A 20,798-nucleotide genomic window follows, 5' to 3' on the forward strand; every position below is an offset into this window, starting at 1 on the left:
GAGAGAGAAATGACCTTCAAGACCACCCAGCTCCGCGACGCGATTACCTTCGCGCTCGCAGTGGGTAGCACCGCTTTGATCGGCACCGGCGTCGCGTACGCCCAGGACGCCGAGAAGGAAGCGACGACGCTGGACCGCGTCGAAGTCACCGGCTCGCGCATCAAGCGCGCCGACATCGAGACCTCGCAGCCGGTCTTCTCGATGTCCCGCGTGCAGATCGAGCAGCAGGGCCTGACCTCGGTCGGCGACATCCTGCAGAACATCTCGACCAACGGTTCTGCGCTCAACAGCACCTACAACAACGGCGGCAACGGCGAGACCCGCGTCGACCTGCGCAACCTCGGCGCCGACCGCACCCTGGTGCTGGTCAACGGCCGTCGTTGGGTCGGCGGCACCGGCCTGGGCGGCGCGGTCGACCTGAACACCATCCCGACCGCCGCGGTCGAGCGCATCGAAGTCCTGAAGGACGGCGCCTCGACGATCTACGGCTCCGACGCCATCGCCGGCGTGGTCAACATCATTCTGCGCCGCAATTTCGACGGCGCCGAAGCCAACGCCTACATGGGCCAGTTCGACAAGGGCGACGGCACCCGCCAGGCCTACGACTTCACCATCGGCTCCAGCTCCGACCGTTGGTCGGCGATGCTGGGCGTCGGTTACGTGAAGGAAGAGCCGGTCTGGGCGGGCGACCGCAAGATCTCGGCCGTGCCGGTCTACGGCGCCTTGCCGGGCACCGGCAACAGCGCCACCACCCCGGATGGCCGCTTCGCCTATTTCGGCCCGATCCCGGGCGGCAACGGCGCGACCCGCCTCGACGGCACCCCGGGCTACTTCATCCCGAACGGCCAGCCGAGCGGCCGCCCGTACACCGCCGCCGACGCCTTCAACCACGCGCCGGGCAACTACTTGCTGACCCCGCAGGAGCGTACCTCGGTCTTCGGCGATGCCACGCTGAACATCACCGACAAGGTTTCGTTCCGCACCACCGTGACCTATAACGAGCGCAAGTCCACGCAGGTGCTGGCGCCGATGCCGGTGACCCTGGGACGCGCCGCGCCGGGCACCAACGGCGCCGATATCGTCATCAGCAAGGACAACGCGTACAACAACACCGGTCGCGACATCGACTACATCCAGCGCCGTTTCGTCGAAACCGGCGGCCGCATCTACAACCAGAACGTCAAGACCTACGCCTTCAACGGCGTATTCGAAGGCTCGTTCGACGTCGGCACCCGCAACTTCTCCTGGGAAGCGGGCATGTTCTACGGCAAGAACGACCAGACCGACACCACCAGCGGCTTCCAGAACATCTCGGCCCTGCGCAACGCGCTCGGCCCGAGCTTCGTCGATGCCAACGGCCAGCTGCGCTGCGGCGCCAACGGCAACGCGATCGACCGCTGCGTCCCGCTGAACCTGCTCGGCGGCGCCGGCACCATCACCCGCGAGATGCTCGACTACGTCGGCTTCGAAGCGCACGACGTGTACGGCTACGAGCAGAAGACCTACTACGCCAGCATTGGCGGCGACCTGTTCGACCTGCAGGGAGGCGCGATGGCGTTCTCGTTCGGCCTGGAGCACCGCTCCGAGTCGGGCTTCGACCATCCGGACGGCCTGATCAACTCCGGCGACACCACCGGCAACGCCCGTACCGCCACCCAGGGCGGCTACGACCTGGACGAGGCCTACCTCGAACTGGCGGTCCCGCTGCTGGCCGACCTGCCGGGCGCCAAGCTGCTCGACTTCAGCCTGGCCACCCGCTACTCGGACTACAGCAACTTCGGCGACACCCTCAACAGCAAGTTCGGTTTCCGCTGGAAGCCGATCGACGACCTGCTGATCCGCGGCAACTGGTCGGAAGGCTTCCGCGCTCCGTCGGTCAGCGAGCTGTTCTCGGGCGTGAGCGACACCTTCGAAGACGTGGCCGATCCCTGCGCCGGCTTCCTGCCCCCGGGCAACGTCCCGAACCCGAACCGTCCGGCGGGCTGCACCGGCACCCCGTACGTGCAGTCCAACTCGCAGATCCGCACCACCGTCGGCGGCAACCCGCAGCTGGGTCCGGAAAAGTCGAAGTCCAAGACCCTGGGCTTCGTCTACAGCCCGGGTTGGGCGCCGGGCCTCGACGTGGCCCTGGACTGGTGGAACGTCAAGATCGAAGACGCCATCTTCACCCAGACCGCGCAGGAAATGCTCGACACCTGCTACACCCAGGGCAACGCCGCCGTGTGCGGCCTGATCCAGCGCGATCCGGCCACCGGCGAAATCGCCAACATGCTGGCCGTGCCGAACAACGTGGGCGAGATCGAAGTCGAAGGTTACGACCTGACCGTCGGTTACCGCTTGCCGGAATTCAGCTGGGGCAAGGTGTCGGTGAACTGGGACTCGACCTACATGACCGATTACACGGTCACCGATCCCATCACCACCGGCAAGAACCGCGTCGGCGAATACCGCGGCGGCTCGGCGCGCGACAACTACTTCCGTCTGCGTTCGAACCTGTCGGTCAACTGGGAACTGGGCTCGGTCGGCGCCAGCGCCAACCTGCGCTACTACTCCAGCCAGACCGAGAACTGCACCGGCGCCAACCTGGCCAACCCGGCCAACATCCCGCTGCTGTGCTCGGACCCGAACCGCGTCACGGCTGACGGTGCGGATCCGGAAAACCACATCCCCAGCGTGACCTACACCGACCTGTCGGCTTACGTGCAGGTGCCGTGGAACGCCAAGGTGACCGTGGGCATCAACAACGTGTTCGACCGCGACCCGCCGGGTTCGGCGACCACGTTCGCCAACAGCTTCGACCCGGCGTTCGAAGTTCCGGGCCGCTTCTACTACATGCGCTACACCCAGCGTTTCTGAGCCTTCTAGGTTCCTGACGCTTTGACTACGGCCCCGCAAGGGGCCGTAGTTTTTTGTGCGTCCGCCGTTCGCCGCGCCTTCTCTCCCATTGCGCCGCGCGCCCCCCGGCTCGACGTCGCCACCGTGGCGATTAGCACAAATCGGCGCGGGTCATTGTTCTTAACGACACTTTAATTACTGGAACAGGAGGACTACTATCGGACCGGCTTTGCCTATTTGGGCGCAAACCTTTTCGCCCGCTGGCCAACGCCTTTGCCGACCCCCGAATCATTCAGGACACTTGGAGAGAGAGATGACCCTGAAGACCAACAAGTTGCGCGACGCGATCACCTTCGCGTTGTGCGTGGGCGCTACCAGCCTGGCCGGCATCGGCTTGGCCAACGCCCAGGACGGCGCAACCCCCGCCGCGCCGGCCGCCGCTCAAGAGGCGACGACCCTGGATCGCATCCAGGTCACCGGTTCGCATATTTCGATTCCCGGGCTCACCACCAACAGCCCGGTGATGACCGTCGATCGCGAAGAGATCAACCGCAACCAGCCGGTCACCGCCGAGGACTTCCTCAAGGTGCTGCCGGGCGCGACTCCGGCGATCGGTCCCGGCGTCAACAACGGCGCCAACGGCGGCGCCACCATCAACCTGCGCGGCCTCGGCGACAACCGCACCCTGGTGCTGATGGACGGCCGCCGCGTGGTGCCGTTCAACCTGTTCGGCGTGGTCGACACCAACGTGATTCCGCTGGCGCTGATCGACAGCGTCGATCTGGTCACCGGCGGCGCTTCGGCGGTGTACGGCGCCGACGCGGTGTCCGGCGTCGTCAACTTCGTGCTCAAGCGCAACTTCGAAGGCGTCGAGCTCAACACCAGCTACGGCCAGTCCAGCAAGCAGGACGCCGACCGCCGCAACACCACGGTCACCATGGGCGTGAACCTGGACGACGGCAAGGGCAACGTGGTGCTGAGCGTCGGCAAGACCGACAACGATCCGCTGCTGCAGGGCGGCCGCAAGTACAGCGTGTTCACCCTGGACTCCACCGACGGCAGCCAGGGCGGTTCGAGCGTCGGCATCCCGACCCGCATCGGCCCGATGGGGCAGTTCAACCCGGCCACCGGCGCGTTCGGCGGCATCAACCAGCGCTTCAACTACAACCCCTTCAACTACTTCCAGACCGAACTGGACCGTTGGCAGGCCACCGCGCTGGGCCGCTACGAATTCAACGAGCACGCCGAAGCCTATGCGCAGGTGCTCTACACCCGTTCCGACGTGACCTCGCAGATCGCCCCGGGCGGCCTGTTCGGCGCCGGGTTCGACGTCAGCATCGGCAACCCGATGCTGCCCGAGCCGGCCCGCCAGCAGTTGTGCGCGAACTTCAACATCGCCGCCGCCGACTGCGTCGTCGGCAGCGCCGCGACCTTCAACTCGTCCGTGCTGCGCCGCTCCACCGAGCTGGGCACCCGCAGCACCGACTTCCAGAACAAGGTCTTCCAGACCACCCTGGGGGTGCGCGGCAAGATCAACGACAACTGGCGCTACGACGCCTACTGGTCGCACGGCGAAGCCGACCAGCTCGTCGTCAACGGCGGCTTCCTGTCCTACACCCGCAGCCAGCAGGCGCTGCTGACCCGCGACGGCGTCAACTGCGTCGATCCGAGCGGCGGCTGCGTGCCGATCAACCTGTGGGGTCCGGAAGGCTCGTTCGGCACCGGCGCCAAGAAGTTCCTGGAAGTGATCACCTTCGCGACCCAGCGGGTCGAGCAGGAAGTGTGGTCGGGCACGGTCAACGGCGACCTGGGCGACGAGTTCAAGAGCCCGTGGGCCGAGTACCCGATCGGCCTGGCGTTCGGCCTGGAAGGCCGCAAGGTCGAGGCGATGAACCAGGCCGACGCCGCATCGCGCGATCCCAACGAGGTCCAGGGCGCCGGCGGCGCCAACCCCGACGTGCGCGGCAACCTGACCCTGCGCGAGGCCTATGTCGAGACGATCGTTCCGCTCGTCAGCGGCAAGAGCGGCGCCTACGCGCTGAACTTCGAAGCCGGCTACCGCCACAGCCAGTTCAAGTCGGGCGAAACCGACGTCGATTACGGCAGCTACAAGTACGGCCTGGAATGGGCGCCGATCGAGACCCTGCGTTTCCGCGGCATGTTCCAGCGCGCGACCCGCGCCCCGAACGTCAACGAGCTGTTCCAGCCGCTGACCAGCAGCCTGGACAACAGCGCGGTCGATCCCTGCCAGGCTTCGGAGCTGGCCAAGGTCGGCGGTCCGTCTAGCGCCATCGGCGCGCTGTGCGTCGCCACCGGCGTGCCGGCGGCGATCCTCAACAGCGCCAACGGCGTCGACGGCCCGAACTCCGGCCAGGCCTACGCCTTCATCGGCGGCAACCCGATCCTGGGCCCGGAAAAGGCCAACACCCAGACCCTGGGCCTGGTGTGGCAGCCGACCAACGACTTCTCGGTCACGCTGGACTACTGGAAGATCGACATCAAGGACGCGATCACCCGTCCGCTGCTCGGCGACGCGCTGTTCGGCTGCTACGACCAGGCGCTCAACCCGACCCTCAGCGTGAACCATCCGATGTGCCAGCTGATGATCGGTGCGCGTCATCCCACCGACGGCTCGCTCAACGAAGGCGCGCGCGGCCCGTTCCTGGACCGCTCCAACAAGGGCCGGATCAAGACCGACGGCTGGGATCTGGGCGTGCGCTACGGCATCCCGCTGGCCAACGAATGGGGCCGCATCGACTTCGCCCTGGACCTGACCAAGACCGACTCGTACGACTACCAGGCCGATCCGCTGGTGTACAAGCACGACTGCGTCGGCGTCTACGGCGTCTCGTGCAACGTCGCCGCCGGCATCATCTACGACTACAAGTCGAACTTCCGCGCGGTGTGGTCGATCAAGGACTTCGAGCTGGGCCTGAACTGGCGCCACCTGAGCTCGGTCGACGTCGAGCCGGGCCCGATCACCTGGTACAAGCCCTACACCTCGATCGACGCCTACGACTACTTCGACCTGACCATGGCGTACGAGCTGCCGTGGAACGCCCGCATCAACTTCACCGTGACCAACCTGGCCGACAAGACCCCGCCGGTCGTGGGCGGCAACATCGGCAGCACCACCTACAACAGCGGCAACACCTTCCCGCAGTTCTACGACACCCTGGGCCGTTACTACACCCTGGGCCTGACGATGCGGTTCTAATAAGAAATAGAAAGCTCCGAGTCGTTGGAGGCGGGCCTTGGCCCGCCTCCTTTTTTATTGGGCCTTCGATGTTTTTACTGGGCTTTCGACGTTCGAAGCCCGCGCCCGCAGCGACGCCGCGGCTCTTGTGGGAGGGGCTTCAGCCCCGACGCTTTCCGCTCAGGCCTCGACACCGCCCCCGCCCCCTCGCCTAACCCCTCAACGCTGCGCGCCGGCCAGGAACTCGCGATGCGCCGCCATCATCGCGTCCACCATCGCCCGCTCGGCCAGCGACAGCAGCGGGTTCCACACATCGAAGATCAGCACCACGCGCAGGTCGTCGCTGTCGTTGCGCGCCTCGTGTTCGATCGAATCGTCGAAGATCAGGGTCTCGCCGACCTTCCACTCGCGGCGCTCGAAGCCGACCCGGTAGCTGCACTTCTCCGGCACGATCAGCGGCAGGTGCGCGACCAGGCGCGCGTTGGTCTCGCCGTGGTGCGGCGGGATGTGGGTGTGCGGCGCCAGCGCCGAAAACATCGCGTTCGGACAGACGTCGGCGATGTCGGCCATGTCCACCGCCTCCAGCGCGGCGCGCGTGGCCGGGCAGCGCGCCAGGTGCGCATCGACCGGCTGCGAGTAGCTCCACAGCTTGTAGGTGCTCCAGCGCCGCGAATGGTTGAGTTCGCGCCATTGGTTGACCGGATCGCCGGGCTGGTACTCGATGTAGGGCGTGAACTCGGCTTGTTCGTCGCGCAGCGCCTGGCGCATCTCACGCAGGATGTCGTGGGTGCGGCTTTCCAGCTCGGGCGCCCAGGCGAATTGTTCGCGCTCGAAGAACGGGATCGCCGGCAACCGCGGCACGCACAGCTGGTTGCTTTGCGACAGGTAGGGCGTGCTGCGCCCGACCATGATCGAGGCCGCTTCCTGCCAGCGCCCGCGCGCGCCGAACTCCAGCGCCTCGCGCGTGCCGCCGACGCGGTGCTCCAGGAACGCGGCGAACTCGTCGCGGTACTCCTCGACCTTGCGTTGCGCGTGTTCGAGCTGCGAGCGCAGCATGTCCGGCCAATGCGGCTGCGGCGGCGCCACCGTCAGCGCGTTGCGCCAGGCCTGCGCGGCCGCGCGCGCCTGGCCCTGGCGCTCCAGCCACGAGGCCTTGGCCAGCAGGCCGGCCAGGAAGTACGGATCCAGCGCCAGCGCGGCCTGGATCGCTTCGGATTCGGCCTGGAGGTTGCCGCGCTCGCGCTCGACCATGCCGATCGACAGCAGGATCATCGGATCCCGCGGCGCGGCGTGATGCGCCGCCTGCAGCAGTTCGATCGCGCCTTGGGCGTCGCCGCGCTGCAGCGCGTGGACGCCGAGGCTGTAGAGCGCCTGCGGGTGCTGCGGCGCGAGCGCGCGCACCTGCTGCCACAGCCGCTCGGCGTCCTGCCAGCGTCCCGCGCGCGAGGCCAGGCCGGCGGCCTGGACCAGTTGGTTGACCTGTTCGCTCAAGACCGCGCCCTGCCCCGGGTGATGGTGATCGGCCAGACCATACACCGCCGGGCGCGCTTCGCGTATCGCGCATTGCGCGCGGCCAGCAGATCGGCTTGGCCGCTTATCGGCTCATACGCTCGTCGGCGCGGCGGCGCGGCGGCGCGGCGGCGCGGCGAACCAGCAAACCACCGAATCGGCGAATCGGCGAATCGGCGAATCGGCGAATCGGCGAGCGTAGCCATGGCGCACGAACCCGGCGCGGCGGCCTGTACGGCACGATCTCGCCCGCCGCGCCGGCGCGAAAACGACGACGGGCGCGAACCGGATCGGTTCGCGCCCGTCGCAGGCCCCGTGCGCCGTCATTGCGCCTGCCGTACGCGGCAGGCGCACGGACCCGCGCCGGTCAGTTCAGATCCAGACTCGCATCGCCGGAGAAGGTTTCCATCCGCACCCGGCCGGCGCCGCTGCCGTAGCGCTGCTCGAAGCTCGAACCCGGGCCGTGCTTGGGCCGCTGGATCTGCGCGTCCGGCGCGCGCAGGTCGCCGCTGAAGCTCTCCCCGCGCACCACCGCCGACAGGCCGCGCGGCAAGCGCAGGCGGACGTCGCCGCTGACTGTCTTCAGGCCGATCTCGCCGCCGTCGGCGAGGGCCGCGTCGATGCGCAGGTCGCCGGACACCGATTCGCCGGAAATCTTGTACAAGCGCGACTCGTGCGCCGCGAGTTCGACCCGTCCCGACACCGACTCCACCGAGACCTCGCCGCTGAGGCGGCCGCGCAGGTCGAGGTCGCCGCTGACCGTCTGCGCCGAGACCTTGGGGCTGTTGAGGGTCAGCCGCAGGTCGCCGCTGACGCTCTCGATCTCGGCCTCGCGCGGCGCGCCGGCCACGATCACGTCGCCGCTGACGCTTTCGATCTTGAGCTCGCGCGACGCCACGCCGGTGACGTCGACGTCGGCCGAGACCGCGTCGATGTCGAGCTTCGCGCGCAGCGGCACGGTGATGCGCAGGTCGGTCGGCTCGCTCTTGTCGCCGCCGGCGAGGAAGCCGATGCCGCTGCCGCGGTTGGGATAGCGCACCTTGATCGACAACTGCTGGCGATCGCCTTCGATCTGCAGCCGCTCCACGCCGTCGCCGAGCTCGCCTTCGATCTTGACCTCGGGACGATCCCAGACGCGGACCTGGATCGAGCCCTTGACGTTGTCGATCTCGACGCTGCCGAGCCCGTCGAGCGGCCGGCTTTCGTTGATCGGGGTGGAAGCGAAGGCCGGCAGCGCGGCGCCCAGGGCGAGGGCCAGCAGGCTGCCGGAGCAGGCGCGCAGGGCGCTGCGGTGGCGGAAGGCGGCGGACATCATCGGAGCGTTCTCCTCGGATCAGGTGTAGGCCACCAGGCGCTGGGCGAGCGCGAGACGGCGTGCGTAGGTGCGGCGCAGCTGTTCCAGCAGCATCCGCGAATCGGGGTCGTGCGAGAGCGCATCGAGGATCAGCGCGGCGTTGCGGTCGAGTTCGTCGAAGGCCGGCTTCATCGCCACGGTGGCCGACGACACCGGCTCGACTTCGCGCAGCGCGGCCTGGTATTGCAGGGTCAGGCCCTGGGCTTCGCGCTGGACCAGGCTCGGCGCGGCGGCCTGGGCGGCGACGGCGCGGCCGGCGACCGCATCGGCGGCCGGCGCGGCCGGGCCCTGCGCATGGAAGTGCGCGCCGATGCCGACCGCGAGCGCGGCCACGCTCGCGGCCAGGGCCAGCGGCGCCATCCAGTTGCGGCGCGCGCCGGCGGGGCGCGGCAAAGCGACGATCGCGGCCGGTTCCGGCGCGGGGCGGGCGGCGGCCGCGGCTGCGCCGACGGACGGCGGTTCGGCCGCGACGGCGCCATCGGCGCCGGCCGGGGCCTGTTCGCCCAGGCGCGCGGCGATGCCGGCCCACAGGTCGCGCGCGGGCGGCTGGTCGCGGCGCAGCGCGCGCAACTGCCAGCGCAGCGTATCGGGCAGTTCGCCCTCGCCGGCGCGCTCGGGGCCGCGCGGGTGGAGCTCGTTCTCGTTCATGCCTGTTCTCCGAGCCGGGCGCGCAGCAGGCTGCGCGCGCGATGCAATTGCGCCTTGGAACTGCCGACCGCCATGCCGAGTTCGGCCGCGATCTCCTCGTGCTTCCAGCCTTCCACGTCGTACAGCACCAACACCGCGCGGGCGCGCGGCGGCAGGCTGGCGACGGCGCGTTCCAGGTCCATCGACAGCGCGGTGACGTGGCCGGCCGAATCGGCGCTGCCGATCGTGTCGAACACGTCCTCGTCGCTGTCCTCGAACGGACGGCCGCGGCGGCCGCGCAGCTCCATCAGCGCGGTGTTGACCGCCAGCCGGTGCAGCCAGGTGCCGAACGCCGATTCGAAGCGGAAGTTCGGCAGCGCCTGCCAGGCGCGGACGAAGGCTTCCTGGGTCAGGTCCTCGGCGCGGGCGCCGTGGTAGCCGACCAGGCGCGCGATCACGCCGTGCACGCGGCTGGCGTGGCGCCGGTACAGCGCCTCGAAGGCGGCGACGCCGCCGGCGGCGGCCTGCGCGACCAGTTCCTGGTCGGCGTCGGCGTCGAGCGCGGGGGCGGCGTCGGGCATGGTGTCGTTCACGGCGGTCAGCATACTGAGTCCGATGCGGGGTCGGGGCTCAGGGTTTAAGGGCCAGGAGTGAGCTGAGAGGAGTGAGGAGTGAGTGGGGGCGCGACGGCCGGCCGCGACGTCGCTTCGGCCCAGGAGCCGCGGGCGGGTCGGTCCGGGCGGCGCACAGGCGGTTCGGGCCGCCCAAAAAGGAAGAGGAGCAAGGCCCGAGCAGGCCGACACGCCCCGCTCGCTCCTCACTCCTCTCCACTCACTCCTGGTTTTTAGCCTTTCAACGCCGCCGCGATGCGCTGCTGCTCGTCGTGCAGCGCCTGCGGCATGCGCGGGCCGTACTCGCGCAGGTACTCGCCGATGCTGTCGAACTCGGCGCTCCAGCCGGCCGGGTCGAAGCCGAACAGCTTGGCCTGGGCCTCGTCGCTGAGCGCGACGCCGTCGAGGTTGAGGTCGGACGCCTTGGGCAGGTGGCCGATCGGAGTGTCGGCCGCGCCGGCCGCGCCCTTGACCCGGCCGATCATCCACTCCAGCACGCGCAGGTTGTCGCCGAAGCCCGGCCACAGGAACTTGCCGTCGTCGCCCTTGCGGAACCAGTTGACGTGGAACACCTTCGGCAGCTTCGCCCCGGCCTGGTCGAACGACAGCCAGTGGGCGAAGTAGTCGGCGAAGTTGTAGCCGCAGAACGGCTTCATCGCCATCGGATCGCGGCGCATCACCCCGACCGCGCCGGTCGCGGCGGCGGTGGTTTCCGAGCCCATCGCCGCGCCGATCAGCACGCCGTGGGTCCAGTCGCGGGCCTCGAACACCAGCGGCACCAGCGAGGCGCGGCGGCCGCCGAACACGATCGCCGAGATCGGCACGCCGGCCGGGTTCTCCGCTTCCGGCGAATAGCTCGGGCACTGCCTGGCCGAGACGGTGAAGCGCGCGTTGGGATGCGCGGCCGGACCCTTGGCGGCGTCGAACGCGTTGCCGCGCCAGTCGGTGACCGGGGTCTGGCCGTTGTCCAGGCCTTCCCACCACGGCTGGTGGTCGGCGGTGACGCCGACGTTGGTGAAGATGGTGTTGGTCTGGATCGAGGCCAGCGCGTTCGGGTTCGACTTGGCCGAGGTGCCCGGCGCGACGCCGAAGTAGCCGGCTTCGGGATTGATCGCGTACAGCCGGCCGTCGGCGCCCGGACGCATCCAGCAGATGTCGTCGCCGACCGTCCACACCTTCCAGCCATCGCGGCGATAGCCTTCCGGCGGAATCAGCATCGCCAGGTTGGTCTTGCCGCAGGCCGACGGGAACGCGGCGGCGACGTAATGGGTCTCGCCCTGCGGGTTCTCGATGCCGACGATCAGCATGTGCTCGGCCAGCCAGCCCTCGTGACGGGCCTGGTGCGAAGCGATGCGCAGCGCGTGGCACTTCTTGCCGAGCAGGGCGTTGCCGCCGTAGCCCGAGCCGAACGACTTGATCGCCAGCTCGTCGGGGAAATGCATGATGAAACGGCGCTCGGGATCGAGCTCGCCGATCGAATGCAGGCCGCGCACGAACGAGTCGCCGCTCTCGATGCGCTTGAGCGCCGCGGCGCCCATGCGCGTCATCGTGCGCATGTTGGCGACCACGTACGGCGAATCGGTGATTTCCACGCCGCAACGCGCCAGCGGCGAATCGATCGGCCCCATGCAATACGGGATCACGTACATCGTGCGTCCCTTCATGCAGCCTTCGAACAGCGCGTCCATCTTGGCGTGGCCTTCGCGCGGCGCCATCCAGTGGTTGTTCGGGCCGGCGTCTTCGCGCTCGTTGGTGCACACGAAGGTCAGGTGCTCCACCCGCGCCACATCCTCCGGATGCGAACGGTGCAGGTAGCTGCCGGGATGGGTGTCCTGGTTCAAAGTCTCCAGGGTGCCGTCGGCGAGCATCCGCTGCAGCAGCGCCTGGTACTCGGCGTCGCTGCCGTCGCACCAGTGGATCGTGTCCGGACGGGTCAGCGCGGCGACCTGCGCTACCCACTGGTTGAGCGCCGGCAACGCGCTGCCCGCGCTCCCCGGCACGGACGTCGCGGGGGCGGGATCTTTCAAATTGGCATTCACGGCAGTGCTCTCCGGGGGATCGGAAAAGGAAGCGGTTTACGACGAGGGAATCAGCGTGGCCATCATGTGTTCGACATAGGCCTCGAACTCGTCGTGTTGCATGCGGGTCTGGTGCAGCTGCAGGTTGAGCTGCAGGAAGCCAACGTAGGCGGCGTAGAGCAGGCGCGCGCGGTGCTGCGCGTCGGTGCGGCTCAGGCCGGCCTGGCGGAACGAAGCGGTGAGATAGTCCAGGCGGCGTTCCGACACGCGGCCGATCACCGGCTGCACGGCCGGATGGTCCAGCGCCTTCAACAACTCGGAATAGATGATGTGCGACTTGACCTCGTGGGCGACGAGGTGGAACAGCGAGCGCAGGCGCTGGCGAGGATCGGGGATCGGTTCGAGCTGGCCGAACACGGTTTCCTGTTCGACCTTTTCCCAGCGCTCCAGCGCCGCGACCAGCAACGCGTCGCGCGAAGGGAAGTGCCAGTAGAAACTGCCCTTGGTCACGCCGAGGCGGCGCGCCAGCGGTTCCACCGCGACCGCGGCGACGCCTTGTTCGGCGATCAGGTCGAGCGCGGCCTGCGCCCAGTCGTCGGCGCTCAGGCGTCCGCTGCGTTCGGGCTTGGCGTCGGCCTTGCCCTCGCTCTTGGCGGAAGCGGACGACGCGGAGGACTTGGCGTCGGCGGACGCAGTGTCGAGCGCGGGCTCAGGCTTGTTCGAGGCGGGCTGGTTCATGGACGACAAGTTTATCCATACGCCTCGGTCGGGGACAGTACGCAGTGCAGCAAACCCGGCATTGAGTCAGGTTCGCAACGGCCCGGGAAATTGCTGCAATGCAACAGAACTTCGGCGAAAACGCCCGATGGCCGCAGCGGCGGGCGCGCGAACGCAGCGTTGCGCGAAAAACCGCGGCCGGTCGGTTGACAGCACTCCAAGGGCGAACCCATACTCGACCGTATGTTATGCGTTTGATGCCAGCGTTTGAATGGCCGGCATCACGCGCGAACCACCCGCACAAGCCCTAAATGGGGCCTGGCTCCCAAAGTCCGGCCTTCACCGCCAGATCGAATCCAGCCGCATCCCCTGGAGCGCCGTCATGAGTATCGCGATCCCCTTCCTCGCCTTCCTGCTTATCGGCGCGATCGCCGCCTACCACCGGCTGCGATTGCCGGTGTGGGCCGCGCTGACCGCGACCGCGCTGGTCGCCTGCTGGCTGCTCGGCGCCAACCCGACCGCGACCATCGTCGCCGCGGCGCTGGTCGCGCTGATCGCGCTGCCGCTGCTGATCCCGGCGATCCGCCTGCCGCTGATCACCAAGCCGCTGCTGGGCTTCTACACCAAGATCCTGCCGCCGCTGTCGGAAACCGAGCGCACCGCGCTGGAGGCCGGCACGGTCGGCTTCGAAGGCGAGCTGTTCTCGGGCAAGCCCGACTGGCAGCAGCTGCTGAGCCAGCCCAAGCCGGTGCTGACCGCCGAGGAACAGGCCTTCCTCGACGGCCCGACCGAAGAGCTGTGCAAGATGACCAACGACTGGCAGATCACCCACGTGGACGCCGATCTGTCGCCGCAGCTGTGGGACTACATCAAGAAGAACAAGTTCTTCGGCCTCAACATCCCGAAGGAATACGGCGGCCTGGGCTTCAGCGCGCTGGCCAACCACAAGGTCATCCAGAAGCTGGCGTCGATGTCGAGCGTGGTCAGCTCGACCGTGGGCGTGCCCAACTCGCTGGGCCCGGCCGAACTGCTGATGCACTACGGCACCCAGGAACAGAAGGACCACTACCTGCCGCGCCTGGCCGACGGCCGCGAAGTGCCGTGCTTCGGCCTGACCGGCCCGTGGGCGGGTTCGGACGCGACCTCGATCCCGGACTACGGCATCGTCACCATGGGCGAGTGGAACGGCGCGCGCGTGGTCGGCGTCAAGCTGACCTTCGACAAGCGCTACATCACCCTGGCGCCGGTCGCCACGCTGATCGGCCTGGCGTTCCGCATGTACGATCCGGACGGCCTGATCGGCGACAAGCGCGACATCGGCATCACCCTGGCGCTGGTGCCGCGCGACACCGCCGGCGTCGAAGTCGGCCGTCGCCACTTCCCGCTCAACTGCACCTTCCAGAACGGCCCGATCCACGGCAAGGAAGTCTTCATTCCGCTGAGCCAGCTGATCGGCGGCGAAGCCTACGCCGGCAAGGGCTGGCAGATGCTGGTCGAATGCCTGTCGATCGGCCGCTCGATCACCCTGCCCTCGTCCGGCAGCGGCGGCGCCAAGATGGGCGCGGTGGTCACCGGCGCGTACGCGCGCATCCGCAAGCAGTTCGGCCTGTCGGTCGGCCGCTTCGAAGGCGTCGAGGAAGCGCTCGCGCGCATCGCCGGCCACGCCTACGCGGTCAGCGCGCTGTCGCAGGCCACCGCCGCGGCGGTCGCGCGCGGCGAAAACCCGGCCGTGCCCTCGACCATCGCCAAGTACCACTGCACCGACATGGCCCGCGACGTGGCCAAGGACGTGATGGACATCCACGGCGGCAAGGGCATCATCCTCGGCCCGAAGAACTACGCCGGCCGCAACTGGCAGGCGGTGCCGATCATGATCACGGTGGAAGGCGCGAACATCATGACGCGCTCGCTGATGATCTTCGGCCAGGGCGCGATCCTGTGCCACCCGTGGGTGCTCAAGGAAATGAAGGCGGCGATGCTGCCCGACAAGAAGCAGGCGCTGCGCGAGTTCGACCAGAACCTGTTCGGCCACATCGGCTTCGCCATCTCCAACGCGGTGCGCAGCCTGTGGTACGGCCTGACCGCCTCGCGCATCGGCGCCGCCCCGGGCGACACCTACACCCGCCGCTACTACCGCAAGCTCAACCGCTATTCGGCCACGCTGGCGCTGATGGCCGACACCTCGATGCTGCTGCTCGGCGGCAAGCTCAAGTTCAAGGAATCGCTGTCGGGCCGCCTGGGCGACGTGCTGAGCCAGCTCTACATCGCCAGCTCGATGCTCAAGCGTTATGAGGACGAAGGCCGTCCGGTCGGCGACCAGCCGCTGCTGGCCTGGGCCTTCCACGACGCCGTGCACAAGATCGAGCTGGCGCTGTCGGGCGCGCTGCGCAACTTCCCGATCCGTCCGGTCGGCTACCTGCTGTGGGCGCTGATCTTCCCGTGGGGCCGCCGCGCGCAGGCGCCGAGCGACCGCCTCGGCCACCGCGCCGCCGCGCTGCTGATGTCGCCCAACGACGCCCGCGACCGCCTCGCCGAAGGCGTGTTCCTGACCCCGTGCGCGAACAACCCGGCCGGCCGCATCAACAGCTACCTGCAGAAGGTGATCCTGGCCGAGCCGGTCGAGCGCAAGTTCCTCAAGGCGCTGAAGAACAGCGACATCCAGGCGCTGGACTTCGCCGGCCAGCTCGACGAGGGCGTGCGCGAGGGCTGGATCACCGCCGAGGAGCGCAAGCAGCTGGAAGAACTGCGCGAGATGACCATCGACGCGATCAGCGTGGACGACTTCGACGCTGCTGAGTTGCGCTCGGCGGGTTACAAGCCGTATCCGCAGGACAGCGCCGGCCGCGGCGACACGCGCGCGGCGGCGTAAGCCGGTAACAAGGCGCGCCCATGTGCAGCGCAGCGTGACTGGAACGGCGGGCCTTCGGGCTCGCCGTTTTGGTATGCGGCGCTGGCAGCGCCCGACCGTCATCGATCAACCGCGACACCGCCCTCCTACCGTCATTCCCGCGAAAGCGGGCTCCGCTTTACTTCGGCGAAGCCGAACATCCAGAGACTTCAGAGTCATGTCGCGGTAAAGCCCTGGATTCCCGCATTCGCGGGAATGACGATAGGTAGGGACGACGCGAACTCCCCCTTCAAAGACGAGCCCATCGCCATGAGCGCCAACGTCCTCGCCCTCTACAAAAAACTCACCCGCTACCCCGCCGGCCACTGGCTGTTCTCGCGCGCGGTCTGCGTGAAGGCGCCCTACTTCGGCAGCATCAAACCGCGCTTCGAATCGCTCGAACACGGCCGCTGCACCGCCACCATCCGACACCGCCGCGCCATCACCAACCACCTCGGCACCGTCCACGCCATCGCCATGTGCAACCTCGCCGAACTCACCGGCGGGGTGATGACCGACGTCAGCATTCCCAAGTCGATGCGCTGGATTCCGATCGGCATGCAGGTCGAGTACCTGAAGAAAGCCGTCGGCACCCTGCGCGCCGTCGCGACGCCGGCCGCGCCCATCGTCGAGTCCGATGCGCCCTACGACCTGCCGGTAAACGTCGAAATCGCCAACCCCGCCGGCGAACCCGTGTTCCGCGCCCGCATCGCCATGCGCGTCTCGCCCAAACCCCAACGCAACTAGCCGCAGCCACCTGTAGGAGCGGCGCGAGCCGCGACCGCGACATCGCGCTGACGACGCAAGCCGGAGGTCGCGGTCGCGGCTTGTGACCGAAGGAACTCCCCTTGGGACGCCACTCTTACAGTCGGAAACGACACATCCGCGCGCCATCGGCACCGCAACCGGTGCCACAATCGCCGCCGCTCCCCACATCGGCCACGCCATGACCGCCACCCAGTGGATCTACCTCGCCGGCCTGCACAGCCTCGGTTTCGCCGTCTTCCACATGGCCTTCTGGCGGATCTTCGGCTGGCGCAAGACCCTGCGCACCGCGACCGTCGCCGACCGCGCGATCATTCAGATCCTCAACCTGCGCCTGATCTACATCGCGTCGGGCGTCGCCGCGCTGTGTTTCCTGTTCGCCGACGAGCTGCACAGCACCGCGCTGGGCCGCGCGGTGTTGTTGGGGATGTCGTTGTTCTGGGTCGGGCGGACCATCGAGCAGTTCGTGTTCCTGCGCATCAACCGGCCGATGGTGCATGCGCTGACGGCGCTGTTCGTGCTGGGTGCGGTGTTGTTCGCGGTGCCGCTGTGGATGCCGGCTTGAGCCATCGTTGCCGGCAAGATAGCGATCAGCCGTCCCAGGATCTCGGCTTGGCCGCCTCGCGCCAAACCACCACCATGAACACCGCCGACGCGATACAGAACATCGGCGCCAGCGCGAACGGCAGAATCGACGCCTGGCCGGCCTTGACCGAGATCCACGCGTTCGTGCCCATGATCGACAGGCTCGCTGCCGACTGCGCCCATCCGGACCATCGGGGCCTGTACCGCGCCGCGCAATGCACGGCCGCGAGCGCCAGGGACAGCGCCAACGCAGACCACGCGCCGTTGGCTGTCCCGAACCAATAGCAACCCAGCGCGAACACGAAAGCGAAGTAGCCCGTGAGCAAGGCATAAATTCCCAGCAGCGGCCATTTGCACCACGCCAGCGCCATCGCCCGCGAACTCGCCAACGGCCTCGCGACGATCGCCACGCCGGCCAAGACCAGCTCGGCGGCGAGGAAGCAAAACGTCAGACGCGGGCTCGACAGGAACACCCAGGCCATCAAGGCCTGCCCCAGCGCGAACACCCCGGCCATCGCCAGATAGCTCCACAGCTTCCGGAAGAACGAGCTGTTTTCCCACCAGGCCACCGCGCGCTCCCGCGTCTGGCGACCCTGTTCGAGCGCCAAGCTTACGGCGCCCGTGGGCTCGGGCGCTCGACGCCCCGCGACTGTGCCGCAACCGGGCGCGACCTACCTCGTCAGGACGCGCATTCCGGTTCGGCATCGGCCTGCGCCGGCTGCCCCACCGACATCAGCACGAATCCGACCACCACCGACAGTCCGACCAGCGCCGCCGCGGCATAGCCCACGCCGCCTACGCCGACCGCGTCGATCACCCGCCCGCCGACGATCGCGCCGACGCCGATGCCGAGGTTGGCGCCGGACACGTTGAGCGCCGCGGCGAACGCCGGCGCCTGCGGGGCCGACTTCATCACCCGCACGTGGCTGACCGGAAACAGCGCGGCCTGGGTGATGCCCCACAGCGCCAACGCGACGGCGAACAGCGGCAGGGTCTGCACCGAGGGCACCACCAGCACCAGGCCCATCGCCAACGGCACGCTGAAGATCAGCGAGGCGCGCAGCGGGTGGCGGTCGACGATGCGCCCGCCCAGGGTGTTGCCGATCAGGCCGACCGCGCCGAAGGCCATCAGCGCCCAGCCGACTACCGCGCCGTTGAGGCCGGCCAGACGCTCGAACATATCGGCCAGATAGGTGTAGGCGGTGAACATGCCGGCGAACAGGATCACCGACATCAGCACGTGGCCGACCACGCGCGGATCGCGCAGCACCCGGAACTGTTCGCCGAGCTTCGGCGGCTGCGCGCCGCGGCTGTCGGGCAGGAAGGCGTAGAGCATGCCGGCCTTGAGCAACGACGCGACGGCGAGCGCGACGAACGCGGCGCGCCAGCCGAACGCGTCGGCGATCAGGGTGCCGGTGGGAACGCCGATCACGGTGGCGCAGATCACGCCGAAGGAGATCATCGAGATCGCCTTGCCGGCGCGATCCTGGCCGGCGATGTCGACCGCGGTCTCGCTGGCCAGCGCCCAGAACACCGGCACGCCGAGCGCGGGAATCAAGCGCGCGAAAGCCATCACCCCGAGATTCGGCGCCATCGCCGCGACCACGTTGGACGCGGCGAACAGCAGCAGCACGACGATGAAGAGGCGCTTGCGTTCGAAGCGGGCGAAATAGGCGGTCAGGAACGGGCCGCTGGCGGCGACCGCGAAGGCGAACAAGGTCACCAGCAGGCCGGCCTGCGACACGCTCACGCCGAGGTCGCGTGAGAGCGAGGGCAGCAGGCCGACGAGGATGAATTCGGTCGTCAGCACGGTGAAGCCGGCGGCCGAGAGCAGGATCAGGGGGAGCAACACGGCGGACTCCAAAGACGGAACGTCGCCGGCGCGCGCAATGGCGCGCCGGTGCGGCGGGGAAGAGAGGGGATTCGCAGGGAACCGGGCCGGCGTGGCGTGGCCGGCGAGTGACTGCACTGTAGGCGGACGCGAGGGCGGGATAAACCGCAACGCCGCACCGGCATTGTTCCGGAACGGGGACAATGCGCGCAAGCCTTGGCGTTGCGGGCTTTGGCGAGTTCGGCGCGGATCGGGACTGTTTATCCCGGATCGCGAACTAGTCGCGCGCGACCGGGTGCGGCAGAGTGGGCGGCGCTTGTGGGAGTGCCTTCTGGCCCGATGCTCTTCGCTCAGGTCGCAGCGATCTGAAACAAGGGCATCGGGCCTGAAGGCCCTCCCACAAAAGCCAGGGAGCATCAGGCCTGAAGGCCCTCCCACAAAAGCTAGAGGGCCTCGGGTCTGAAGGCACCCACACAAAAGCAGGAATCCTCGGGCCTGGAGGCGCTCCCACAAGTTCGCCGACGCCCGTCACACCGCCTGAAACATCGCCGGCCTAGGCTCGACGCCCTGTCCCAACCCGAGGCGACGACGATGGCGAAAGTCCTGGTTCTGTATTACTCCGCGTACGGCCACTGCGAAAAGATGGCCGAAGCCGTCGCCGAAGGCGCGCGCGAAGCCGGCGCGCAGGTCGACATCAAGCGCGTGCCCGAGCTGGTGCCCGAAGAGATCGCGCGCAAGTCGCACTACAAGCTCGATCAGGCCGCGCCGGTCGCGCAGATCGCCGATCTGGAGCATTACGACGCCATCGTCGTCGGCACCGGCACGCGTTTCGGCCGGATGTCCTCGCAGATGGCCAACTTCCTCGACCAGGCCGGCGGGCTGTGGGCCAAGGGCGCGCTGCACGGCAAGGTCGGCGCGGCGTTCACCTCCACCGCGACCCAACACGGCGGCCAGGAAACCACGCTGTTCTCGATCATCACCAACCTGCTGCACTTCGGCATGGTGATCGTCGGCCTGAACTACGGCTATACCGGGCAGATGCGCCTGGACGAGGTCACCGGCGGCTCGCCGTACGGCACCACCACCATCACCGGCGGCGACGGCTCGCGCCAGCCGACCCAGAACGAACTCGACGCGGCGCGTTACCAGGGCCGTGAAGTGGCGGAGACGGCGAAGAAGCTGCACGGCTGAGCCGGCGTCGGGTTCGCGACCGGCGCGCGGCGAGGCGCCGGTTGCGGATGCGGCGATTCGGTTCACCGGCGCGGCTTCGGCGGATGGAAGCGGTTTGTGGGAGGGCCTTCAGGCCCGACGCCTTTCGATCAGATCGGAACGAAAAGCGTCGGGCCTGAAGGCCCTCCCACAACAGCGGGTCGCGCTACAGTCCCCGCACCGACGGACTAATAGGCGGCCGCCGCGATTACAGCAACCACCACGCCGCCAACGCAGCGATCGCCGGCACCGCCTGCACATAGAAGATCCGGCGACTGACGGTCGCCGCGCCGAACGCGCCGGCGACCACCACGCAGGCCAGGAAGAACGTCGCCACGTCCTGGCGCGCGCACACCAGCGCCCACACCAAACCCGCGACCAGAAAGCCGTTGTACAGGCCCTGGTTGGCCGCCAGCACCTTGGTCTGCTCGGCCTTGTCCGGGTTCATGCGGAAAGTCTTCATGCCCAGCGGCTTGGTCCACAGGAACATTTCCAGGACCAGGAACCAGGTGTGCAACACGGCGACCAGGGCGGTCAGGACGACGGCTAGCCAGGGCATGGGGCGGACTCATGGGTGCGAGCGCGCAGCATAAGCCCTGGCGCCGCGCTTGCGCCGTGGCGGCAATCGCGGGACGCGACGCCGACGCGGACGGC

The 20,798-nt window shown here is 68.4% G+C and carries 17 protein-coding genes; 7 read left to right on the top strand and 10 right to left on the bottom strand.

The window, feature by feature from the left end; genetic code table 11:
- The first annotated feature begins 9 nt into the window (after positions 1-9).
- Entirely contained in the window at positions 10-2,856 is a 2,847-nt protein-coding gene (locus RDV84_RS01155; RefSeq protein ID WP_057946529.1) for a TonB-dependent receptor, read from the top strand.
- A 292-nt stretch (positions 2,857-3,148) separates the two neighbouring features.
- Positions 3,149-6,052, top strand: a complete 2,904-nt coding sequence (locus RDV84_RS01160; RefSeq protein ID WP_309152207.1) for a TonB-dependent receptor domain-containing protein — start codon at positions 3,149-3,151, stop codon at positions 6,050-6,052.
- A 198-nt stretch (positions 6,053-6,250) separates the two neighbouring features.
- Here the strand turns inward: RDV84_RS01160 and RDV84_RS01165 are convergent, their stop codons facing one another.
- The 6 genes from RDV84_RS01165 to RDV84_RS01190 all read right to left on the bottom strand — a co-directional run bounded on the left by RDV84_RS01165 (position 6,251) and on the right by RDV84_RS01190 (position 12,888).
- Positions 6,251-7,522 carry an aspartyl/asparaginyl beta-hydroxylase domain-containing protein gene (locus RDV84_RS01165; protein WP_309152208.1) on the bottom strand — a complete coding sequence of 424 codons (1,272 nt, stop codon included), beginning with the start codon at positions 7,520-7,522 and terminating at the stop codon, positions 6,251-6,253.
- Between the two features lie 385 nt (positions 7,523-7,907).
- Entirely contained in the window at positions 7,908-8,855 is a 948-nt protein-coding gene (locus RDV84_RS01170) for a DUF4097 family beta strand repeat-containing protein (protein ID WP_057946526.1), read from the bottom strand.
- A gap of 18 nt (positions 8,856-8,873) precedes the next feature.
- The gene (locus RDV84_RS01175) at positions 8,874-9,542 is read right to left on the bottom strand and encodes a hypothetical protein (protein ID WP_309152209.1); all 669 of its coding nucleotides are present in this window, start codon (positions 9,540-9,542) and stop codon (positions 8,874-8,876) included.
- Positions 9,539-10,126 carry an RNA polymerase sigma factor gene (locus tag RDV84_RS01180; RefSeq protein ID WP_057946524.1) on the bottom strand — a complete coding sequence of 196 codons (588 nt, stop codon included), beginning with the start codon at positions 10,124-10,126 and terminating at the stop codon, positions 9,539-9,541. Before RDV84_RS01180 ends, RDV84_RS01175 begins: the two co-directional genes overlap by 4 nt.
- Positions 10,127-10,365: 239 nt before the next feature.
- Positions 10,366-12,132 (bottom strand): phosphoenolpyruvate carboxykinase (GTP), encoded by a 1,767-nt coding sequence (locus tag RDV84_RS01185; RefSeq protein WP_309152210.1) that lies wholly within the window; start codon positions 12,130-12,132, stop codon positions 10,366-10,368.
- A 75-nt stretch (positions 12,133-12,207) separates the two neighbouring features.
- Entirely contained in the window at positions 12,208-12,888 is a 681-nt protein-coding gene (locus RDV84_RS01190) for a TetR/AcrR family transcriptional regulator (protein WP_091798825.1), read from the bottom strand.
- A gap of 361 nt (positions 12,889-13,249) precedes the next feature.
- Here RDV84_RS01190 and RDV84_RS01195 point away from each other — a divergent pair, with 361 nt between their 5' ends.
- From RDV84_RS01195 to RDV84_RS01205, 3 genes are all read left to right on the top strand, one after another.
- The gene (locus RDV84_RS01195) at positions 13,250-15,736 is read left to right on the top strand and encodes an acyl-CoA dehydrogenase (protein WP_250444791.1); all 2,487 of its coding nucleotides are present in this window, start codon (positions 13,250-13,252) and stop codon (positions 15,734-15,736) included.
- Between the two features lie 288 nt (positions 15,737-16,024).
- Positions 16,025-16,501: a hotdog fold domain-containing protein gene (locus RDV84_RS01200; RefSeq protein ID WP_309152211.1), complete on the top strand. Its 477-nt coding sequence runs from the start codon at positions 16,025-16,027 to the stop codon at positions 16,499-16,501.
- A 199-nt stretch (positions 16,502-16,700) separates the two neighbouring features.
- Complete coding sequence (locus RDV84_RS01205) at positions 16,701-17,084, top strand: hypothetical protein (protein ID WP_250444793.1); 384 nt, start codon at positions 16,701-16,703, stop codon at positions 17,082-17,084.
- A gap of 25 nt (positions 17,085-17,109) precedes the next feature.
- On the opposite strand, the gene RDV84_RS01210 is transcribed toward RDV84_RS01205, so the two are convergent.
- The 3 genes from RDV84_RS01210 to RDV84_RS25595 form a co-directional block, all read right to left on the bottom strand.
- Positions 17,110-17,712: a hypothetical protein gene (locus RDV84_RS01210; protein ID WP_309152212.1), complete on the bottom strand. Its 603-nt coding sequence runs from the start codon at positions 17,710-17,712 to the stop codon at positions 17,110-17,112.
- A gap of 71 nt (positions 17,713-17,783) precedes the next feature.
- Positions 17,784-18,956: an MFS transporter gene (locus RDV84_RS01215; protein WP_057946519.1), complete on the bottom strand. Its 1,173-nt coding sequence runs from the start codon at positions 18,954-18,956 to the stop codon at positions 17,784-17,786.
- Between the two features lie 329 nt (positions 18,957-19,285).
- On the bottom strand, positions 19,286-19,336 hold the full coding sequence (locus RDV84_RS25595; protein ID WP_425606464.1) for a DUF6053 domain-containing protein: 51 nt from the start codon (positions 19,334-19,336) through the stop codon (positions 19,286-19,288).
- Between the two features lie 190 nt (positions 19,337-19,526).
- On the opposite strand from RDV84_RS25595, the gene wrbA reads away from it, so the two are divergent.
- Entirely contained in the window at positions 19,527-20,126 is a 600-nt protein-coding gene (gene wrbA / locus RDV84_RS01220; protein ID WP_309152213.1) for an NAD(P)H:quinone oxidoreductase, read from the top strand.
- 96 nt (positions 20,127-20,222) lie between these two features.
- Positions 20,223-20,336 (top strand): DUF6053 domain-containing protein, encoded by a 114-nt coding sequence (locus tag RDV84_RS25600; protein WP_425606332.1) that lies wholly within the window; start codon positions 20,223-20,225, stop codon positions 20,334-20,336.
- Positions 20,337-20,352: 16 nt separating this feature from the next.
- On the opposite strand, the gene RDV84_RS01225 is transcribed toward RDV84_RS25600, so the two are convergent.
- Complete coding sequence (locus RDV84_RS01225) at positions 20,353-20,703, bottom strand: DUF1304 domain-containing protein (RefSeq protein ID WP_309152214.1); 351 nt, start codon at positions 20,701-20,703, stop codon at positions 20,353-20,355.
- Positions 20,704-20,798 lie beyond the last annotated feature (95 nt).

Origin of the sequence: Lysobacter yananisis (assembly GCF_031199375.1) — a bacterium.
In the GTDB taxonomy this organism is placed as follows: domain Bacteria; phylum Pseudomonadota; class Gammaproteobacteria; order Xanthomonadales; family Xanthomonadaceae; genus Lysobacter; species Lysobacter yananisis.

Bases quoted from the DNA above. Each gene is read 5' to 3' on its own strand.
- RDV84_RS01190 (WP_091798825.1), bottom strand. From the start codon at position 12,888: ATGAACCAGCCCGCCTCGAACAAGCCTGAGCCCGCGCTCGACACTGCG.
- RDV84_RS01175 (WP_309152209.1), bottom strand. From the start codon at position 9,542: ATGAACGAGAACGAGCTCCACCCGCGCGGCCCCGAGCGCGCCGGCGAG.
- RDV84_RS01155 (WP_057946529.1), top strand. From the start codon at position 10: ATGACCTTCAAGACCACCCAGCTCCGCGACGCGATTACCTTCGCGCTC.
- wrbA (WP_309152213.1), top strand. From the start codon at position 19,527: ATGGCGAAAGTCCTGGTTCTGTATTACTCCGCGTACGGCCACTGCGAA.
- RDV84_RS01170 (WP_057946526.1), bottom strand. From the start codon at position 8,855: ATGATGTCCGCCGCCTTCCGCCACCGCAGCGCCCTGCGCGCCTGCTCC.
- RDV84_RS01195 (WP_250444791.1), top strand. From the start codon at position 13,250: ATGAGTATCGCGATCCCCTTCCTCGCCTTCCTGCTTATCGGCGCGATC.
- RDV84_RS01180 (WP_057946524.1), bottom strand. From the start codon at position 10,126: ATGCTGACCGCCGTGAACGACACCATGCCCGACGCCGCCCCCGCGCTC.
- RDV84_RS01160 (WP_309152207.1), top strand. From the start codon at position 3,149: ATGACCCTGAAGACCAACAAGTTGCGCGACGCGATCACCTTCGCGTTG.
- RDV84_RS01225 (WP_309152214.1), bottom strand. From the start codon at position 20,703: ATGCCCTGGCTAGCCGTCGTCCTGACCGCCCTGGTCGCCGTGTTGCAC.
- RDV84_RS01205 (WP_250444793.1), top strand. From the start codon at position 16,701: ATGACCGCCACCCAGTGGATCTACCTCGCCGGCCTGCACAGCCTCGGT.
- RDV84_RS01200 (WP_309152211.1), top strand. From the start codon at position 16,025: ATGAGCGCCAACGTCCTCGCCCTCTACAAAAAACTCACCCGCTACCCC.